Source organism: Allorhodopirellula solitaria (assembly GCF_007859855.1).
GTDB lineage: Bacteria > Planctomycetota > Planctomycetia > Pirellulales > Pirellulaceae > Rhodopirellula > Rhodopirellula solitaria.
The window spans coordinates 124,451-143,931 of sequence record NZ_SJPK01000009.1; the positions used below are offsets into that span (position 1 = coordinate 124,451).

Here is a 19,481-nt window from a genome sequence, read left to right on the forward strand (position 1 = left end):
CAGGTAACATGAAACAGCACGAGGATACCATGCCGAGTTCCTGGACGATTGCCCAGCAGGCCGAGGTGGAACTCTGGACGCGGGGCCGTGAATCGACGCGTCGGAGGTTAAGCGGCGCCGTCACCGGGTCGTTCCTTTATATCGTCGCTGCTCTGGCGGTGGGTGCGTACTTGATCTTAGCCGTTGCCGCGGTCGCCGATGGTTCGACGACGATCACTGGATGGAATTGGGGCTTGGACGAGCGAGAGATCGATCTCGATTGGATGCGACAGATCGCGTGGGGGTACGCCGGACTCGCGATCCTGGCAGTGATCGTCTACCCCCTGACTCGGTTGCTGGTCAGTGGAAAACTGCCGCCCGTCTTGGCGTCAATCATGCGTTGCCTACCGGGGATCGGACGAACGATGCGTACGGTCGAACTCGGCGAGTTCTGCCAATCGATGTATCGGTCCGTGGCCCACTCCAAGACATACGGTGAAGCGTTCTCGGAGGCTTCGCGGGAGCTTCAAGACGCGAGCATGCGTCGCTGGTCGGCCCAGGCAGCTGAAGACATCGAGGCGGGGCAATCGATCGCCGATGTACTGCGATCCTCACCGATTACAGACCTGCCACTGCCCGTAGTTCTCGCCTTCGTCGATGGCCAGCATTCGCACCGCGAGTCGCTCCGTGTCTGGCATGAGGCGGCGCGGGATTGTCACCTCCACGCTCAGCGGCAGCTCAAGCGGACCACTCAGGTTGTTTCGTTCTCCTGCCTGTTCGTGTCCGTGTTCCTTGCGGCACTCGGATTGCTATTAGCAGCAACGATTACGAACATGGTGCTGCAGGGCTGGGTGGGAATGTATTCTTGGCATCACAGCGGGCCCGATTGGACCGAGAAGCTTGTCGAATCGGAATTGCTCTTCCTCCCCGCATCCGTAGGCATCCTGTTATTGGCCGGGACCGTCGGTGCGATCGAGCGAAACCTGACGGGACTGGCCTGGCTGCGATCGCGGCGATTGATGATCCTCCTGCTCTGGTTCATCAAGTGGTCGCTGTGGATACTCGGCACACTCGCTCTGTTAGTCGCATTGCCGCACCCGATCACGCTGGTGATGGTGGCGATCTTCTTCACCTCGATCGTGGTCGCCAATCGCTGGCGTTATCGAGAGGAAACCGAGTCGCTCAACCACTGGCTGCGACTGGCCGCAGGCACGACCGTGTCGATCCCCGATCTCGTCGACCACATGGGCGATGGATTTCATGGCAAGATGACCGGGCAAGCGAAGCGTTTTGCATCACGCGTGCGGCTCGGGCAATCGATCGAGCTAGCCGTCCGTCGCTCCGGACTCCCTGTTCATGCCGACACACTGGCGGCGCTGATGACGCCCAGCGGAAAGCTGCCCGCTGGTTCGGCAACGGCATCGGCCGAACGTGCTGCCTCGACCCCAGATCTCGCTGACAGGGACTTTGCGGACAGGAACATCGCTGACAGGGACACTACCCCTCAGCGAGTGAATTCGTCGATCGAGTCACCGTCGATGGTGTCGGAACAGTTCGTTTACGTCGTCGCCACGATCCTACTCGCCTGGGCGATTGGCTGGATGGTCCGTTCGCTCTCCATGCCCATATTCGGAAAGCTGCTGGAAGAGTTCAGCCCTCATCAAGACGTGTCTTCCTGGGGACTCGAGACGACTGTGTTGATTGGCAATGTGGTGGTGATACTCCTGGTGGTCTGGCTCGTCGCTGCCTTCCTGATACGTCGTCTACCGCTTTGGATGGTGGCTTGGGTTCCCTGGTTCGGCCGCCGGTCGATCGACCGCTGGCGGTGCGAGGTTTTAGGTGCAGTCGCGCGGGGTGTGCGCCGTCGCCAGCCAGCCGGTGATATTTTCCGATTCGCTTGCGAGACGACACGCGTGAGGTGGATTCGCAACCGCTGCTCCAAGGCAAATAAACTGTCCGAGCAAGGCACGGGGCTGGCGGCGACCCTGCGGGGAGCCAAACTGATCTCCGCCGACGAGCAGGCTTGGTTGAGCAGTGCGGAGAAAAACGGCGTCTTCGCCGACACGCTCGATCAGGTGATCGCCAACATTCGCCGCCGACAATCGTTACGATGGAAGGCCCGCAAATCCTGGGTCGTTCCGTTGGCTACCTTCGGGGTGGGCATCTACGTTCTCGTTCACGGCGTCGTGGTCGTCCGCGCCCTGCGCATTTTGATTAGTGGAGTGTCGTGAAAAATCGAAAAAGTCACCGTCAACGCACTGGGTTTACCCTGATCGAAACCCTCATTGCGACCGCGTTTTTGGCCGCTGCGATGGGAATGACGCTGAAGATGCATCAGTCACGGTTGGACTTTGAACGCATCTCGCTGCAGCGATTGACCGACCAATTGGCCATTGAGAATATTGCCGAGCGACTCGTCGCTGTCGATGACGAGAGCCTTTCCGACACCGCTGCGGAGCTAGCCGATCAAGCCGGGGGGCAGGTCAATGTCGATCCGTTCGAATCCGGTTCCACGCGAGGTCAGCATCTTACGATCACGATCGATTCGGCAGGCGGACCGCTCGTCCATCACGTTTGGCGATTGGAGCCCGAGTCATGAGCCGAATCCAACGTCAAACCAATGGCAGCAAGCTCGGTTTTACTCTGATCGAGGTGCTCCTGGTCCTCGTCCTGGTGAGCTCGCTGCTCGCGGGCGTGGCAGGATTGCTTTCACTCGTCCGAGTGAGCAATCAGAATGGGAGTTCGCGTTCGCTGCACCGGCACGAGATCCGCCGCTTCGCCAATGACCTCCGCCGCGATATGCATTCCACCCAAAACGCTGGGATGAGCAACGGGGAACTCACCCTGACTAGCGAAGATCCTTCCTGGGAGGTCGTCTATCGGGTCGAGGACGGCACGCTGAGTCGCCGCAAACAGAACGATGCAGACCCACCGGTTGTGTCGACCGATCGATATGGGATCGATGGTGAGGCAACGATCGATCTAGAGTGGCTCGAGGAGGGCAGCGAAATCCAGTGGACCATCACGTCTCCAGATCGATCCGAGGATCCGGTGCAAATCGTCGCGTCCCGGAGGTCGGACTCATGAACCGAACGAGATGCACTCATCATCGCAGGGGCGCGGTCGCACTGATGCTCGTCCTGGTCCTCACCCTGTTGGTCGGTACCTTCGCGATTTCATTGACCAGCCGCGCCAACCAACAGCGACGCACCGAAAGACAACATCAAGCCATCGCGGCGCTCGAATCGGCAATCGACGCGGCGCGGCGAGCGGACCTGCCGGGCGAATCGAGTATTCGCCTGCCGCTCGGCAGTGAGGGCGATCGCTGGATCATTGTCGAAACGGATTCATCTCCCGACGAACCTTCCGAACGCTACCGAGCGACTCAGTATCATAACGATCGCCCGGGGCTCTCCATCAGTCGGCCCTGAAACGAAAACCTGTTCCGATGGAATCATCACGCTCACGTCCCCACTCGCGCCCGCTGCCTCTTACTCCCCTCACCACCATGTCCAGACACCGACACGCCTTCACGCTCGTTGAACTCTTGGTCGTGATCGCCATCATCGGCGTGCTGGTGGGACTGGCCGCTCCCGCGGTGCAATCGATGCGTGAGTCGTCCCGTCGCGCGGTCTGTCAATCTCGACTCACTGCAATCGGTATGGCCGTCCAAAGCTACCACGATCGCTGGCAACACTATCCCGTGGGAACCGTTGCTGAATCCGGACCAATTGAAAGCGTCGCACAGGGCGATCACCACAATTGGCTCGGCCGCCTCTTGGAGCTCATGGATCAACCGGTCATCGAGTCCCATATCGATCGCAGCGTAAGCATTTACGATTCCGCCAACGCCCCCGTTTTGAAACTGAGCTATGTGGGAGTGCACTGCCCATCGGCGACCAACGATCCGGACAACGCGAGCAATTACGTGGGGCTGCACAGCCCGGTTGAGAAGCCGATTGATGAATCTGATCTCGGTGTGTTCGTTCTCAATGAACCGATCAGCCGTGACGACGTCACCGATGGCTTGGCTAACACAGCATTTGTATCGGAGAAGCTCTCGTGGGCTGATGACCTGGGCTGGCTCAGCGGCACGCGGGCAACCCTTCGCAATGTCGGGGGCGGGATCGTTTCGTCGAGCAACGCTTTTCAATCGCCGCCTCCATCGGCGGTGGGATCGATTGGCAGCCACCACCCCGGCGGCGTGCATGTCCTGTTCGGGTCCGGCGAAATTCGCTTCCAGTCGACTCAAACGAACCAACAGGTTCTCGAGCAGATCGCCAACCGCCAGGATGGTCAGTTACCGTTAGAGTTCCAACCACTCGATGCACTACGCCAGAAGAGCGTCGAGTGAGTCAGCGAGAATTCGGTCGTGAACGCCCCGATGAACACCTCCTGGTTTGGCTAGCAGTGTGGTCGATCACGCTAACGGTAGTGATTGCTGCATTACAAGGTGAACTAGAGAGTTTGGCCGAAGGGGGACACGCGGTGCTCGGGGCAGCGATGGGAGGATTGATTGCCGCCTGGCTCACGACACTTACTTGGGTAGCCCTCATCGAATTGCCTTCGTCTGCGCCATCAGCGGGTCAGCGGACGCCTCAGCGATGGCTTCCTCGGGTTGTGGTCTTTTTAGCTTGGTTGCTCAACGTCATTGTCTTGGGCGTTGTCGCTCGAGACCACGCTTGGGTCTTGATCCAGGTCCTGTTGGCGGTCGCCTTGGGGATCCTCGGCCCATGGATTGGATGGCAATGGACGCACCAACGGATTCATCGCACCACAGCACCTCCGCCTGTCCGCCGCAGCATTGGACACTTACTCGGCATTGCCTTCACGATCGCGGTGGGCAGTGCATTGCTGCGAATGAGCGACCGCTGGGCTGGATTGACCAGTTCAGCGACCGCACTGATCCTCTCGATTGCGCTGCTGTGGATTGTGATGCTAACCATCCTGCTCAGCCGGTGGTGGGGGCTGATGCTCATCACCATCCCGCTGATCATGGCGCAGACGGTTACGGTCAGCTCGATGATCGACTTGCGCAGTCCTGACGCGGATGCCGAGTTCATGCGATCGATTGGCATCATCGCCGGTTTCGATTGTTTCGCCGTCCTGTTTCTACTGCTGATGCGGTCGAGCGGCCACCGTTGGCTCAGCCCTCCCGACTGAGCGGTCGTGCAGTTCTTAGTGATGGTGACTCAACGATTTACACCACCCGCCCGGCGAAGCTGAGGGGGTCAGAAGACGAGCCTTTAGCGAGTCTTCCGGGGAGGGCCAACAGCGCAGCGGGACCCCCAAACCAGCGTGATCACCCCGCCCCGACTTCGTCGGAGCAGAGTGAAGTCCTGTCATCGTTTACCAACAAACAGATCATTGAGCCGAGACGCGTGCGCGGCCCCTTCGGCGGCGTTACCCGCGGCCTCACGGCGAATGGCACTTACTTTGTACCCGCTTGCAATCGAATTGCAAAATCTCGCTTGGACGTGTGACAAGCACACGATGGGCAAACGGATGGACAACTCACGGGTAACCGGCACTCTCAATATTCGTGCGACGTTTCACCCGAATCGGCGATGGACACCGACGAGGACCCCACGGCTTGGCGGACGGTGCGGTTCTTAATTTCGTCTGTCAATCGGGCGATCGCTTCGGCGATCGGCATCGATCCGAGGTCGCCATCGATGCGGTCGCGCAGAGCCACGTGTCCCTTCTCGGCTTCCTTGGGGCCGACGACGGCCATGTAGTTGACGAGGTCGAGCTGCGCGTTGCGAATCTTGGCTTGCACCTTGCCATCATGGGAATCCACGGTGACCTTGAGTCCCGCCTCATCGAACTGCTTGGCAACTGCCACGGCATAATCGAGCGATTTGTCGCTCAGTGGCAGCACACGAATTTGCTCCGGCGAGAGCCACATTGGGAACGCGCCAGCGAAGTGTTCGACGAGCATCCCCGTGAACCGCTCAAGCGATCCGAAGGGGGCCCGGTGGATCATGACGGGTTGATGGGTGGCGTTGTCGCTGCCTTTGTACTCGAGCTTGAATCGCTGCGGCAGGTTATAGTCCAACTGCACGGTGCCGAGCTGCCAGGAACGACCGATGCAGTCGCGGACCATGAAGTCAGCCTTCGGGCCATAGAAAGCAGCCTCGCCGGGTTCTTCGTTGAAATCTAACCCAGAGTGTTGCAGCACGCCACGCAGTGCGCTCTCGGCATGATCCCAATTGGATTCGCTGCCGACGTACTTGCTGCTATCGGGATCGCGTAGTGATAGTTGCACGCGGTAGTCCTCCAAACCGACGGACTCCAGCACGAACTTGGTCAGATCGATGGTCGCTCGGAATTCCTCTTCGACTTGCTCGGCAGTGCAGAAGATATGAGCATCGTCCTGGGTCAAACCACGAACTCGCATCATGCCGTTGAGCTCGCCGGTCTGTTCGTGCCGATAGACGGTGCCGAACTCGAACAAACGCAGTGGGAGTTGGCGATAGGATCGCGGTTGGGCGGCAAAGATTTGGCAGTGATGCGGGCAGTTCATCGGCTTGAGCAGGTAGCGTTCGTGGGCGAGCTGCCAGTCGTGCAGTACCTTTTGTTTCGCATCGGCTGCCGCCGAGGCTTTGTACTGCGGCAACTTGACCCCGAAGACTTCCGCCGCGGCCATCAGTTTATCCTCATCATCACTGCTGAGGTTGCCCTCACTCAACCGGCTGCTCCAAGCGTCGAGCAGGCCGCCGACCTCGGTACCAAAGAGCGGTGCGAATTGGCTGTCGCGATAGTAGGGGAAGTGACCGCTGGTTTCGTACAACTCCACCCGCCCGATGTGCGGGCTGTAGACCGGGTCGTAGCCGCGTGAGAGCAGTTCTTTGCGGAGGAAGTCCTCGAGCGCCACCCGTACCCGCGCGCCCTTGGGCAGCCACAAACAGAGGCCTTGGCCGACGTCGGGATTGATCGCGAAGAGGCCATGCTGTTTGCCGAGTACGCGGTGATCGCGGCGACGGGCTTCCTCGAGTTGCTCGAGATAGGCGGCGAGTTCTTTCTTGTCAAAGAATGCGGTGCCGTAGACCCGTTGCAACTGCCGGCCGGAGGCATCGCCTTTCCAATACGCTCCGGCAACCGAGAGCAGCTTGATCGCTTTGATCATGCCCGCGTGCGGGATGTGCGGCCCCCGACAAAGATCGACAAACTCGCCTTGGCGGTAGAAACTGACGGTGGATTGATCGCTCAGCCCCGTGTCGATGTGCTCGACCTTGAGGTCTTGGTCGAGATCGTCGCAGAGTTTTCGGGCTTCGTCGCGTTCGAGCACGAAGCGCTCGAAAGGCTCTTTCGCCTTGATGATCTTTTTAATCTCAGCTTCGATTTTGGGGAAATCGTCCTCGCTAATTTTTTCACTGAGGTCGAAATCATAGTAAAACCCCCCCGAAGTGGTCGGTCCGAAGGCTAGCGAAACCCCGTCGTAGACCCGCATGATCGCCCGCGCCATCACGTGCGCGGCCGAATGGCGGAGGACATCAAGGGCGTCCGAATCTCGGGAAGTCAATAGTTTCAACGACACCGAACCGTCTTCGCCCGCGACTTCGCCGAGCGGGCGGAAGGAATCGACAATTTTCCCGTCTACCTCGGCAGCCACGACGGCACGCGCCAAACCATCGCTAATTCCCCGGGCGACGTCCATCGCCGTGGTGTCGCCAGGATGACTGTGAGTGGTGCCATCGGGGAGGCGAACGTCAATGTTTTGAGCCGAAGCGGTAGACATGTTTTGCAAAAGGGGGACAAAAGGGGAAACGTGAAAGAAAAATTGAGCGACAACTGTGCCGCAGGATAGCGTTTTAGAGCGAGAAAGAGAAACCTCGGTTCAGTTGCGGTGTTAGAACGGGAGCCCTGATTTTCCACCACGCGGGAATAAGAGAGCTAAAATACAAGGGATAGAGAACGTTCAATGGTGCTCACGTCCCAACAAGCTCTCGGGAAATCGGCGTCCCTTCTCACTTTTCGCGAATTTGAACCATGTTGATGAACTTATCTTCCTGCCTGCGGCGTGTCGCTCTGACGATGGCGATTGCTAGTTTTTCTCTTCTCTCGGTGCATGCGCAGCGAGGTGGCGGAGGCGGAAGGGACGGAGGTGGCGGAAGAGGCGGACGTGGCGGCGGGGGCGGAGGCGGCAGCTTTGATCCAAGCGGGTTTCTGTCACGGCTAGACCGCAACGGCAACGGGATGCTCGACCCTGACGAGCAGGAAGGCCGGATGGGCGAGATGGTCGAACGCATGGCGTCAGCCGACCCGAGTATCAAGCCAGGGCGACCGATTCCGATGAGCAAGCTCACCGAAGCATTCTCGAAAATGCGTAGCGGCGGCGATCGTGGCGGTGGTGGCCGTGGGGGGGATGACCGGGGCCGCGGAGGAGACGACCGCGGGCGCGGTGGCGACCGGGGCCGCGGTGATGACCGGGGCGACGAGAATGAAGATCCGACCGCCGTGGCGCCGCTGGTGCCGGGGTTTGGCGTCGATATCCCCGTACTACCGCTGCTCGGGTTCGGCCCATCTGCTGAAATCATGGCGGTTGTTCCCGCCGAAGAGGATCTCGAGGAGGCCCGCAATAACTTACGGCGGTACGACCGCAACCGCGATGGCCAACTCGACGCCGAAGAAATCCGGCGGGGTGGGTTCTGGGGTGACCCCATGGATTTCGACCGCAACGGGGACGGCAAACTATCCGAACAGGAATTGGCGACCCGCGAAGCAGTTGAGCGGAATGGGAAGGAAGCCAACCGTCAAGACCGACGTGACAACCCGCAAAGCGAGGTATCCGATAGCGAGGGTGGGGAGTTCGTCGACTTCGAAGGCCGACGTTCCTACCGGGTGTACTCCGCTGAATCTCCCGAAGGGTTGCCGCGATTTTTCACTGATCGTGATCTCAATCGCGACGGCCAGGTTTCGATGAGCGAGTACACATCCGAGTGGACCAGTTCCCTGGTGGCTGAATTCTACGACTGGGACGCCAACCACGATGGGGTGATCGTTGCTTCGGAAGTTCTCAAGGGGGTCAACGGCGGGCTGACGGCGAGCGCTACGCGATCTGGAACCGCACCTCAGAACGAGACCACCGTTAGCCGTTCGTCGTCCGCATCCTCCGGCTCGAGTCGATCGGCGACATCGGACGGCGGTGCGACTGCTGAAAAGTTGGAGATGCCCAGCGAACCGCCGACCGAAAAGATACTCAGCATGGCGAAAACGATCATCAAACGCTACGACAAGAACGGAGACTTCGCACTCTCGGCCGCCGAATGGGGGGAGATGATGATCAGCCCCGCGGGAGCCGACTTCAACGGCGATGGCCGGATCACGGTGGAAGAGTATGCCGGGTTCCTGACCGCCAAGTCCAAACGCTTAAAATAGTGAGCTAGCCCAACACGATCCGGGCCACGTTGATGTAGATCACAATGCCGAGGATGTCGACGATCCCGGCAACAAACGGATTGCTCATCAGGGCCGGATCGAGCCCCAAGCGTTTGAATAGGATCGGCAGGGTGACGCCGCATAGACAGCCGCAGACGATCACGCTGAGCAGGGTCAGCGGGATCACCAGTGCTGCCACAGCAGAGGGGGCGACGAACAGCGCAACGAAAAAACCGATCGCTGACAGAAAACCGCCCAGCATGAGCGAGACCCCCAGCTCTCGTCCGAGCACCTTGGGCAAGTCCGTTAGCTCGACCTCGCCACCGGTCATCGCCGTGATCACCAGTGTCGCCGATTGACTGCCGGAGTTACCTCCCGAGCTGATAATGAGCGGGATAAACCAGACTAACCAGGCATGCACGGCGAGTTCATCCTCGTAGTGCCGCAAGGCGAAGGCGGTCAGCAAGGCTGCGAAAAAGAGGATCGTTAGCCACAGTCCGCGTTTGTACGAGAGAACGGCCAGTCCGATGCGCAGGAAGTCATCGTCGAACGGCTCGACGGCCGCAATCCGCTGGGCATCCTCGGTCAATTCTTCACGGACAACATCGATGACATCGTCGTGGGTGATGATGCCGAGCATTTGACGGCCTGAATCGATCACTGGAATCGCGAGCAAGTTGAAACGCTCGACCGTTTCGGCTACGGATTCTTGGTCCTCTCCGGCCAACGCAGTGACGACATCGGTTTCCATCAACTCGCCGAGGGTCAGCGACCGATCGTTCAGCGATGAAACGAGTTGCCGCGTCGAGACGATGCCTCGCAAGAGGTTGTGATCATCGACGATGTAGAGGTAGTAAATCGTCTCCAGGCTTCTGGCGATTCCGGCCAGTTCATCAAACGCCTGTCCGACGGTCAGTTTCTCAGCCAACTTGGCGACCTCGGTCGTCATCAATGCCCCGGCAGTGCCTTCGGGGTAGGATCGCAGACGTTCGATGTCGCGCCGCTCGCTGACCGGCAGCAGCGGCAAAATCTCATCCACCGTTTCGGTCGGCAAACCCTGGATCAGGTCGACTCGATCGTCCGCTGGAATCTCTTCGATCAGTTTGGCGGTCTCGACAGGAGGCTCGCAAGCGAGCATGGCGAGTTGCCGCTCTTCATCGAAGTGACCGAAGATTTCTGCCCGCCGGTCAGACTGGGCGAATTGCAGAACCCGCCACACGTCCGAGTCGTCGAGTCCCTCCATGAACTCCGCCGTCCGGCCAGGATTCAAAGCAGTGCAAAACTCTTGCAGTTCGGATTCCTGGTCAAGGGCCAGCATCTCACGGAGTTCTGGCAGGAGAAGCGTATTGACCAAATCATAATTCCGGGAACGAACGTTCGTTTACGACGGGTTGGCTAACCTTTGAACTCGGCAATCATATGGGAAATCGATTGCTTCGCATCGCCAAAGAGCATTCGCGTATTCTCCTTGAAAAACAGCGGATTGTCGACGCCTGAGAACCCCGACGCCATCGACCGCTTGAGCACGAATACCGTACGGGCCTGGTCCACGTTGATGATCGGCATCCCATAAATGGGACTGTTTTCGTCCTCCCGTGCCGCGGGATTGACCACATCATTGGCACCGATCACGATCGCCACATCGACGTTCTCGATACGGCGGTTGATATCGTCCATTTCAATCAGTTGATCATAGGGCACATTCGCTTCGGCCAATAACACGTTCATGTGGCCCGGCATTCGCCCGGCAACGGGGTGGATCGCGTAGCTTACCTCGGTTCCGTGTTCTTCGAGCAGTTCACCGAGTTCACGCACCACATGTTGCGCCTGGGCAACAGCCATCCCGTACCCCGGCACCATCACGACCGACGACGCAGCCTCGAGGATCAAGTACGCATCATCGGGCGAGATCGGCTTGACCTCTCCCTCGACCTTCGCAGCCGACTTGGACGCCGTGAACCCGGAGAACAACACATTAGACAGCGACCGGTTCATCGCCTTGCACATGATGTTCGTCAGAATGATCCCCGCGGCCCCCACGAGTGCTCCGGCAACGATCAAAATGGTATTGTTGATTGCGAGGCCTGCCGCACAGGCCGCGAGTCCCGAGTAACTATTGAGGAGCGAAATCACAACGGGCATGTCGGCGCCACCAATTGGGATCACCGCCATCACACCGAGCAGCACCGACAATGCGATGACCGCATAGACCAGCATCGCGGTGCCAGCATCGGGTTGGGCCAGCATCGCGGCGCCGCAGCCGATCGTGGCAACGAGTAAAATCAAGCTGACGAATTGTTGGCCTGGAAATGAAATCGCGCCGCTGGGCATCGTCTCGGAGAGTTTCGCCCAAGCCACCAGGCTGCCTGAAAAGGTCACGCCGCCAATTAAAATCGACAGCAAGACCGTGATGATCGTGAACGCGGATTGGGAATCACCTTCGGCCCCTTCCATACCGAGCGCAGCCCAACCCACCAAGAGACTAGCCAGACCTCCGGATCCGTTGAACAGAGCAACCATTTCCGGCATCCCGGTCATCGCGACACGCTGCGCCGCGACAATGCCCACGACTGCCCCGAGAGCCGCGGCGATCGCGATCCAGCGGTAATCGATGATATCCGTCGACCCCAAGGTGACGACGACTGCGACAAGCATCCCCAACGTCGAAAGCTGGTTGCCACGGACCGCCGTGGCAGGAGAGCCGAGCAGTTTCAACCCAAACACAAAAAGGATAGCCGATACGATGTAGACGGCTCCGATCAGTTCCTCACTCATGATCGCGCCTCCGGCTTATCCTTCTTCTTGAACATGCTTAGCATGCGGTCGGTAACCATGTACCCACCGACGACATTGACGGTTGCAAAGAACACCGCCATAGCAGCGAGCAAAGTCGCCCATCCCGCCAACTCGCCACCGGCCAGCGTGATCGCACCGACAACTGTGATCCCTGAGATCGCATTGGCGCCCGACATCAACGGGGTGTGCAAAGTCGCAGGGACTTTCGAGATCAGCTCAAAACCTAAAAAGATCGAGAGCATCAACACGAAGCCTAAGAATACCATTTCCATTTTTCGGCCCTCGGTGACTATTTGTCTTCAAGCATGGGGTGAACGATGTTACCGTCGCGCGTGATCACGGCGGCTTGCACAATCTCATCGTCGGGTGACAGGTTCCACTGTTTCGTTTCAGCATCCCAGAACTCGTCGATCAAATTGAACAGGTTGTTGGAATACATCTCGCTGGCACTGCGGCTGACTTGGGACGGCAAATTACCGAAGCCATAAATATTCACGCCGCCGACATCGACGATTTCATTGAGCACGGCGCCTTCAACGTTGCCGCCCGACTCCACCGCCATGTCGACGATGACGCTGCCCGGTTGCATAGAGGAAACCATTTCAGCGGTCACGATCCGCGGGGCGGGGCGGCCGAATAACTGCGCCGTGGTGATCACGACGTCGGATTCCGCAATCACTTTGGCTTGCCCAGCTTTCTGCAACTCAATCTGTTCAGGTGTGAGTGCTTTGGCGTATCCCTGATCGGTCTGGCCGACTTCACCCAGATCGATTTCGACGAATTTGGCCCCCAGCGACCGAACTTGTTCGGCAACGACGGGCCGCGTATCAAAGGCTTCGACACGGGCACCGAGTCGTTTGGCGGTCGCGATCGCTTGCAACCCGGCCACGCCCGCTCCGATCACAAACACTTTGGCGGGGCGGATGGTTCCCGACGGCGTCATCATCATCGGGAAGATCTTGGGGCAATGATTTGCCGCCGCGATGACCGTCACATAACCAGCCAGGTTGGCCTGGGATGAGAGCGCGTCCATCTTCTGCGCCCGCGTGCTGCGGGGAATCATCTCCATCGAGACCGCCGTGACACCGCGTGCCGCCAGCGAATCGACTAACTCACGGCGATTCATGGGATCGAGGAAACTGACATGGACGCAGCCCGATTTCAGTGATTCGATATCGGCTGGTTCGGGTTGCCGAACCCGTAACACCAAATCAGCTTGCGAGAGCACCTCGCCACGGTCGTTGCCGATCGTTACACCGGCGTCGGTATACTCTTCATCGGGGAACCCTGAGGCGCGACCCAACCCTGACTCAGCGATAATTTCAAAACCGCTCCGGATCAGTTTTTTTGCGTTACCCGGCACGAGCGCCGTTCTAAGTTCGCCCGGCCACGTCTCGACTGGCACACCAATTCGCATTTCATTTTCCGTCGGATTGTCGCAGCGATCACACCCAAGTCAGATGACAGCGTAAGCTGAGCGAGCGCAAAAAGAAAGTCTGGCGCCTGGGAACAATCACAAACAACATACCGAACTGTCGATGCTTGCTTCGCATCGCCGGCGCCGCGGCGTCGATGTGATCAGCGTCAGACTCAGTTGCGAGCTACGACATCAGCATGAGAGACAGCCCCGTGATCACAGCGGCGGCGATCAGGTTGAGGACCAATCCCGTGCGAGCCATCTCCTCGGTACTGATCCCGCCGGCACCGAAGACGATCGCGTTGGGTGGTGTGGCAACAGGCAACATGAAGGCGCACGAACAACTGATCGTGCCCGGCACCATCAGCATGGCGGGCGGCAGGCCCAACTGCACGGCGAGTTCCCCGAGGATCGGCAGTAGCAACATCGCCGTCGCCGTGCTGCTGGTGATCTCGGTCATGAAGGTTACCAAGCAGCACACTGCGAGCACGATCAACCACGTCGGCGCTCCTTCCATAAACGTCAGCTGGTGCCCAATCGCGGTGCTCAGTCCTGAGTCCTGGAACCCTCGTGCTAAAGCCATGCCACCGCCGAACATCACCAGAATCCCCCAGGGAATCTTTGCAGCCGTCTCCCAGTCCAAAAGCCGCTCACACTTTCCATCGACTCCGTTTGATTGCCCTGCGACAGAGCCGGATGGTCGACCGGTGGCTCCGCCCGCCGGGAGCGACTCAGCATGCTCCCCACTCCGCCGACCACTCGGACAAAGAAACATCATCAACGACGCACCGAGCGCCACCGTCGAATCACCCACCATCGCGCTATCGACGGGCAGCAGCGCCGACCAACCGCCCCCGGGTCCGGCGCGAAAGATCCACAGCAGTGCCGTGATGAAAAAAATCATGAGCACGCGCCGCTCATTGCTCTGCATCGGACCGATCGAGGGCATCTCAATGGGCTGCATCGAAGCCACTCCGCGAGTCAACCACCACCAAATGATCGGCAGCATGACCAGCGTGATCGGCAGCCCGATCGACATCCAAGTTGCAAAGGGCATCTCATGCCCAGTCCGCTCGAAGAACTGCCCCATGAAGACGACGTTGGGCGGGGTTCCAATCGGTGTCGCCATGCCGCCCACACTCGCCGAATACGCAATACCGAGCAACAGTGGTGTGCGCAATCGGGAGTCACCGGATTGCTGCAGCACCGCCATCGCGATCGGCAGCATCATCAGCGCGGTCGCCGAATTGCTAATCCACATCGACAACACCGCCGTGGCCAGCATGAAGCCGAGCACCAATCGTTTCCCACTTGTCCCGCCGACGAGTCGCACCATCGCAATGGCGATACGGCGATGGGCACCGCTACGTTCCATGGCAGCCGATAGCAGAAACCCGCCGAGCAACAAGAGGATCACCGTGTGGCCGTAGGACGACGCGATCTCCTTGTGCCCGACGACACCGAGCAGCGGCAGCAATACGAAGGGGACCAAACCCACGACAGCCAAGGACAAACTCTCAAAAATCCACCAGGTTGCACAGAGAACCGCAACACCGGCGCACGCACTGGCTTGCGGGGGCAAACCACCGACATAGCAGGCGAGCGAAATGACCACGGCAAGCGTGGGGCCGCCGAGCAACATCCATCGTGAGATCGCTGCGTTCATGAAATCCTTCGAGTGGGCTCAAAATGGGCTGGGTCAATACATCGGAGGAGTGGCAACCGCGACGCAAGTAGCAGGCGTGAGCCCAGAAAACACGGGCCGGTTCGCCCCAGACAGCTCGCGCTAGGTAGAATCGGGGCCTCTCCCATCTCGCCCGCTACTATAACGAAATGAAATATGCCATACGCTCGCTGCCGCATGCTTCTTCTGATTTGCTGTTGGTTCACGGCCCAAAGCTTAGCAATCGACAACAGCTCGTTGGCCCAGCCCCCATCGTCCCCAAGCGATGCATCTCTGAAACCGCGCCGCAATGTGGTGCTGGTCACACTCGACGGGCTGCGTTGGCAAGAGGTTTTCCGGGGTGCTGACAAACGGCTGATCTCGCCCGACGCAGGCGCAAAAAACATTCGCGAGACTCAAGAGCGATTTCTTAATGCCGATCCCATGGAGGCTCGAGAGAAACTCATGCCGTTTCTGTGGTCGACCGTTGCGGACCAAGGCGTGATCTATGGCGACGCCGAACAAGAGTCCTTTGTCCACGTCACCAACAACCAGCATTTTTCGTATCCAGGTTATAGCGAATTGCTATGCGGGTTCGCGGATCCGGAAGTGGACTCCAACGCCAAGAAGTACAACGAAAACGTCACGGTACTCGAATGGCTCGATGAGCAACCCGCCCTCAACGGCCGCGTCGCAGCATTCTGCTCGTGGGATGTGTTCCCCTTTATCATCAACGACCAACGCAGCGGCGTGTTGGTCAACGCGGGCTGGGCACCGGTGTCCGACCTACTCGACGCGAGCGGTGATGCGAACCAACAGTGGGTGAGTGAACTGCAGCGTCTCGACGAAATCGCAGCCGAGATCCCGCATCTTTGGAGCGCGGTTCGCTATGACTACATCACCTTGGAGGCGGCGCGGATCTACTTACAGGCGAAACGCCCACGGGTGCTCTATCTCTCGTTGGGTGAAACCGACGACTGGGCCCACGAAGGTCGCTACGACCTCTACTTGGAGTCGGCCCAGCGAAACGACGATTACATTCGCCGAATCTGGGAAACGATCCAGTCCATGGAAGAATACCGCGACAACACAACCTTGATCATCACCTCCGACCATGGTCGCGGTGACAACCGGACCGCCTGGAAATCGCACAGCGCATCGATCCCCGGCTGTGAACTGATCTGGGCCGCCGCGATGGGACCTGGCATCGGCCCCGGCGATCGAGATGCCGGCCAGCTAACTCAATCGCAGATCGCCGCGACCGTCGCCGCGGCAATGGGATACGACTTCACCGAGGATCGGCCTCGAGTTGCCGAGCCACTACCGTGTATCAAGATCGAACCGCAGAACTAAGGAACGGGGGAGGAAGTAAGTGTCGTGTTGGACGAACCAACGAGCTGCTCAGTATCCAGAAGTCTCCCGTCAGGGATGATAGAAAATAGCCGGTGGTTTGAGCGCATGCGAACACCACCGGATACGTCGCGAGACTCAAGAACCAACCCCGAATGGGGTGAAAGATCATTCATGACGGGATCTGCGATCCGCTTCGGGGTCGACGTTCCACGACCAACGAAGCGCTTTCGCCAAATTCTCCAAATTCGCCACTTGTTGATCACGCGTTGCTTGCGCCACTCGGCTCACCATGGCGTCGCCTCTACCCCGCCGAACAGATGCATGATCCCATAAAAAAACCCGCGGCGATGGCCGCGGGTTCTAACTTAGGCGATGGAAGCTACGAGCGTGCGTCGATCACTCCGATTCGTTGTCGGACGCATCGTCATCGCTCTCGGGCTCTGCCGACATCTCTTTGATTTGCTCGAGCACCTGCTGCATGCGTTCTTTCTGTTGACCTTCGGACAGTTCGATCGCTTTGGTTTGGGCCGCGATCGCTTCGTCGAAGTTGGACATCGACGCATTGATCTGTGCGATGCACAGGTACATCAACGGTTTGATCTCAGCATCGGCTTTCTCCACATCGGCTTCGAGTGCCGTAATCGTTTCGGCTGCCAATGGACCAGGATCGGTGCCTTGTTGCATGGAGGACATCAGTCCGAAACCGAACTGGGTCACCGCACGTGGGTCGCCCTTGGCATCGGCAATCTGCTTGCGGAAGAACTCCAGGACATCTTCGGATTGATCACCGGCATCCAAACGCAGGTTGAAGCGGAAGTTAGTGAGTTGCTCACGGATCATTTCCGATTCGGGGTTGTCGCTGTCGATCTCGCCGAGAACTTTATCGACAACTTTGATGGCGTCTTGAAATTCGCCATTGCGGGCGAGTTGGTTGATTTTTTGCATCGCCGCGAGCAGTTGCTGCTCTTGCTTCATCTGTTCCTTGTAGGCTTCGCGATCCCAGGTACCGGCGACCACTTCTGCCAAGGGTTCATCCATCTTCATCGGGTGGCCAATCCACTCGACTTGCCCGGTCTTGCCAACGACGAAGGCACACGGGATTCCGTTCTGGCCAGCGGCCCGCATGTAGGCGTCACTGACCGAGCCATCGGGGTCGGTCGTGATCGTGTAGGCGCTGGTTAGTTCGCTGAACGTGACGTCTTTCTCAGGATAATCCTTCTCCATCAATTCATTGACCGTCTCGACATCCTCATCTGAGATGCTGACGATTTGAACGCCTTCGCCACGATACTTGTTTTGCAGTTCGACCAGATGCGGCATGCTGGCGATGCAGGGGCCACACCAGGTCGCCCAAAATTCAACCACGTAGACCTTATCTTTTTCAAACTCAGTCACTTCGCCAAAACCGTCGGCGGGATCGTGGACGTAGTGCTCGATGTCCAGTGCCGGGGCTTCATCACCGATATGCAAGGTGATTTCAGCTGACGACGGCTGGGCCGTGAGGAACCCCGCCAGTCCGACGGAGCAGGCGAGGGCAGTGGCGAAACGAAAGGTTCGGCGATTCATAAAAAAACCTAGGCAGGTGGATAGGTCGGGTGGGTGATCAGCGATCAGACGATCGCCAGCTAATCCAGAATACAGGCGGAAAGTCGACCCGTCGAGAGAGGCGATCTGTCAGTCAATGGCCGATCGCCTCAATTGTCCGCCGCAAGTTCAGCTTGCCGCAGCGCTTCGACGAGATCCTGGATCTGCTGCAAATTCAGTGCCTCTGCTCGAACCGTCTCACCGTGGCCGAGTGACGCGAGGACTTCATCGACGGCGGATTTGTCCAACCGGCCTTTGAAGGCACTGATCACGACGCTCCGCAGGAACTTGCGGCGATGGAAGAACAGGGCCCGGACGGTCTGGTGGAAAAAGGCCAGATCCGGAATCGCATCGCGACGCGCGTGATCGAGATCCAATCGGATAATCGCTGATTCGACCTTGGGGCGTGGCCAAAAGACGCCGGGCGAGAGAATTCGCACGATCTCCGCATGGCAGACCGATTGGACCCACACGCTCAGCGCCCCGTAGTCCTTGGTGCCCGGTGAGGCTGTCATCCGCTCGGCGAGCTCCTTCTGGATCGTGACCACCATCCGGTCTGGCGGCGGTGACTCATGCAGCAAATTGCTGATGATGGGGGTGGCGACGTTGTAGGGCAAATTTGCCACGAGCATGAATCGGCCGTCCTCGGGCAGGCGTGCCTTGGCATCCCGGACGCTTTCCATGATATCGGGGCGCAGCGAATTCTTGTTACGCAGCGCGTCACCTTGAATCAGCTTGACATGGGGATAGTCGGCCAACTCTTCACTGGCGAGCTGGTGCAGATTTTTGTCGATTTCAACAGTCAGGATCGCCCCGGCTTGCTCCGCCATGATCGTGGTCAGGGATCCCACGCCCGTCCCAATTTCGAGCACCAAATCACGTTGAGTGAGCTCGGCCGAGCGCGCGATTAACTCGACGAGATTCAGATCAACGAGAAAGTTCTGGCCGTATTTCGACACCGGACGCAGGCCCGCCGACGCTAGGCGATCCGAAAGATAACTGACGGTTTGCCGCGGGCCCTGTTGGTCACGCTTGGCGCGGATGTAGGCGGCGTGCGAGTTATCGGCCGCCGCCGCATCGTATGGCGATGGCGACCGCTTCTTACTGGTGCGGCCGCTCTTGGCTTGTTCGGCGGGCGGCTGCGCGGGCCAAGCAGGCCCGGCGTCCGAAGATGCCGGGGGCCGGCGGTGTCGACTGCGGTCGCGATCGAGCCGGATCGGCTCCACGGACTCGGATGCAGACTCATCGGGGAGTGGATCGGTAGGTTCGTCAGAGGGCGAGACGTCGTCAGGAGCGTTCATCGGATTG

General features: G+C 59.0%; 16 protein-coding genes. 8 read left to right on the forward strand and 8 right to left on the reverse strand.

The features are described 5' to 3' along the window. The first annotated feature begins 8 nt into the window (after positions 1 to 8). From CA85_RS16780 to CA85_RS16805, 6 genes are all read left to right on the forward strand, one after another. Positions 9 to 2,210 carry a type II secretion system F family protein gene (locus CA85_RS16780; protein ID WP_186775005.1) on the forward strand — a complete coding sequence of 734 codons (2,202 nt, stop codon included), beginning with the start codon at positions 9 to 11 and terminating at the stop codon, positions 2,208 to 2,210. Then, positions 2,207 to 2,578: a type IV pilus modification PilV family protein gene (locus tag CA85_RS16785; RefSeq protein WP_146392522.1), complete on the forward strand. Its 372-nt coding sequence runs from the start codon at positions 2,207 to 2,209 to the stop codon at positions 2,576 to 2,578. Before CA85_RS16780 ends, CA85_RS16785 begins: the two co-directional genes overlap by 4 nt. Then, entirely contained in the window at positions 2,575 to 3,066 is a 492-nt protein-coding gene (locus CA85_RS16790) for a prepilin-type N-terminal cleavage/methylation domain-containing protein (protein WP_146392523.1), read from the forward strand. Before CA85_RS16785 ends, CA85_RS16790 begins: the two co-directional genes overlap by 4 nt. Continuing rightward, entirely contained in the window at positions 3,063 to 3,410 is a 348-nt protein-coding gene (locus CA85_RS16795; protein WP_246112882.1) for a hypothetical protein, read from the forward strand. Before CA85_RS16790 ends, CA85_RS16795 begins: the two co-directional genes overlap by 4 nt. Before the next feature lie 77 nt (positions 3,411 to 3,487). Further along, positions 3,488 to 4,333, forward strand: a complete 846-nt coding sequence (locus CA85_RS16800) for a DUF1559 family PulG-like putative transporter (RefSeq protein WP_146392524.1) — start codon at positions 3,488 to 3,490, stop codon at positions 4,331 to 4,333. Then, entirely contained in the window at positions 4,330 to 5,142 is an 813-nt protein-coding gene (locus tag CA85_RS16805) for a hypothetical protein (protein ID WP_146392525.1), read from the forward strand. Before CA85_RS16800 ends, CA85_RS16805 begins: the two co-directional genes overlap by 4 nt. A 370-nt stretch (positions 5,143 to 5,512) precedes the next feature. On the opposite strand, the gene thrS is transcribed toward CA85_RS16805, so the two are convergent. After that, the gene (gene thrS / locus CA85_RS16810; protein ID WP_146392526.1) at positions 5,513 to 7,720 is read right to left on the reverse strand and encodes a threonine--tRNA ligase; all 2,208 of its coding nucleotides are present in this window, start codon (positions 7,718 to 7,720) and stop codon (positions 5,513 to 5,515) included. 257 nt (positions 7,721 to 7,977) lie between these two features. Here thrS and CA85_RS16815 point away from each other — a divergent pair, with 257 nt between their 5' ends. Next, positions 7,978 to 9,360 carry an EF-hand domain-containing protein gene (locus CA85_RS16815; protein WP_246112883.1) on the forward strand — a complete coding sequence of 461 codons (1,383 nt, stop codon included), beginning with the start codon at positions 7,978 to 7,980 and terminating at the stop codon, positions 9,358 to 9,360. A 4-nt stretch (positions 9,361 to 9,364) separates the two neighbouring features. Here the strand turns inward: CA85_RS16815 and mgtE are convergent, their stop codons facing one another. The 5 genes from mgtE to CA85_RS16840 form a co-directional block, all read right to left on the reverse strand. Then, complete coding sequence (mgtE, locus tag CA85_RS16820) at positions 9,365 to 10,714, reverse strand: magnesium transporter (protein ID WP_146392527.1); 1,350 nt, start codon at positions 10,712 to 10,714, stop codon at positions 9,365 to 9,367. 41 nt (positions 10,715 to 10,755) lie between these two features. Next, complete coding sequence (locus CA85_RS16825) at positions 10,756 to 12,135, reverse strand: NAD(P)(+) transhydrogenase (Re/Si-specific) subunit beta (RefSeq protein WP_146392528.1); 1,380 nt, start codon at positions 12,133 to 12,135, stop codon at positions 10,756 to 10,758. Continuing rightward, the gene (locus CA85_RS16830; RefSeq protein WP_146392529.1) at positions 12,132 to 12,428 is read right to left on the reverse strand and encodes an NAD(P) transhydrogenase subunit alpha; all 297 of its coding nucleotides are present in this window, start codon (positions 12,426 to 12,428) and stop codon (positions 12,132 to 12,134) included. Before CA85_RS16830 ends, CA85_RS16825 begins: the two co-directional genes overlap by 4 nt. Before the next feature lie 17 nt (positions 12,429 to 12,445). After that, positions 12,446 to 13,573 carry a Re/Si-specific NAD(P)(+) transhydrogenase subunit alpha gene (locus CA85_RS16835; RefSeq protein ID WP_146392530.1) on the reverse strand — a complete coding sequence of 376 codons (1,128 nt, stop codon included), beginning with the start codon at positions 13,571 to 13,573 and terminating at the stop codon, positions 12,446 to 12,448. Positions 13,574 to 13,757: 184 nt separating this feature from the next. After that, complete coding sequence (locus CA85_RS16840) at positions 13,758 to 15,239, reverse strand: SLC13 family permease (RefSeq protein ID WP_146392531.1); 1,482 nt, start codon at positions 15,237 to 15,239, stop codon at positions 13,758 to 13,760. A gap of 195 nt (positions 15,240 to 15,434) precedes the next feature. Between CA85_RS16840 and CA85_RS16845 the strand changes: the two genes are divergently transcribed. Beyond that, positions 15,435 to 16,589 (forward strand): alkaline phosphatase family protein, encoded by a 1,155-nt coding sequence (locus tag CA85_RS16845; protein ID WP_222435467.1) that lies wholly within the window; start codon positions 15,435 to 15,437, stop codon positions 16,587 to 16,589. A gap of 396 nt (positions 16,590 to 16,985) precedes the next feature. Here the strand turns inward: CA85_RS16845 and CA85_RS16850 are convergent, their stop codons facing one another. Next, the gene (locus CA85_RS16850) at positions 16,986 to 18,155 is read right to left on the reverse strand and encodes a peroxiredoxin family protein (RefSeq protein ID WP_146392533.1); all 1,170 of its coding nucleotides are present in this window, start codon (positions 18,153 to 18,155) and stop codon (positions 16,986 to 16,988) included. Between the two features lie 128 nt (positions 18,156 to 18,283). Then, complete coding sequence (gene rsmA, locus CA85_RS16855) at positions 18,284 to 19,474, reverse strand: 16S rRNA (adenine(1518)-N(6)/adenine(1519)-N(6))-dimethyltransferase RsmA (RefSeq protein ID WP_246112884.1); 1,191 nt, start codon at positions 19,472 to 19,474, stop codon at positions 18,284 to 18,286. Positions 19,475 to 19,481: the final 7 nt, after the last annotated feature.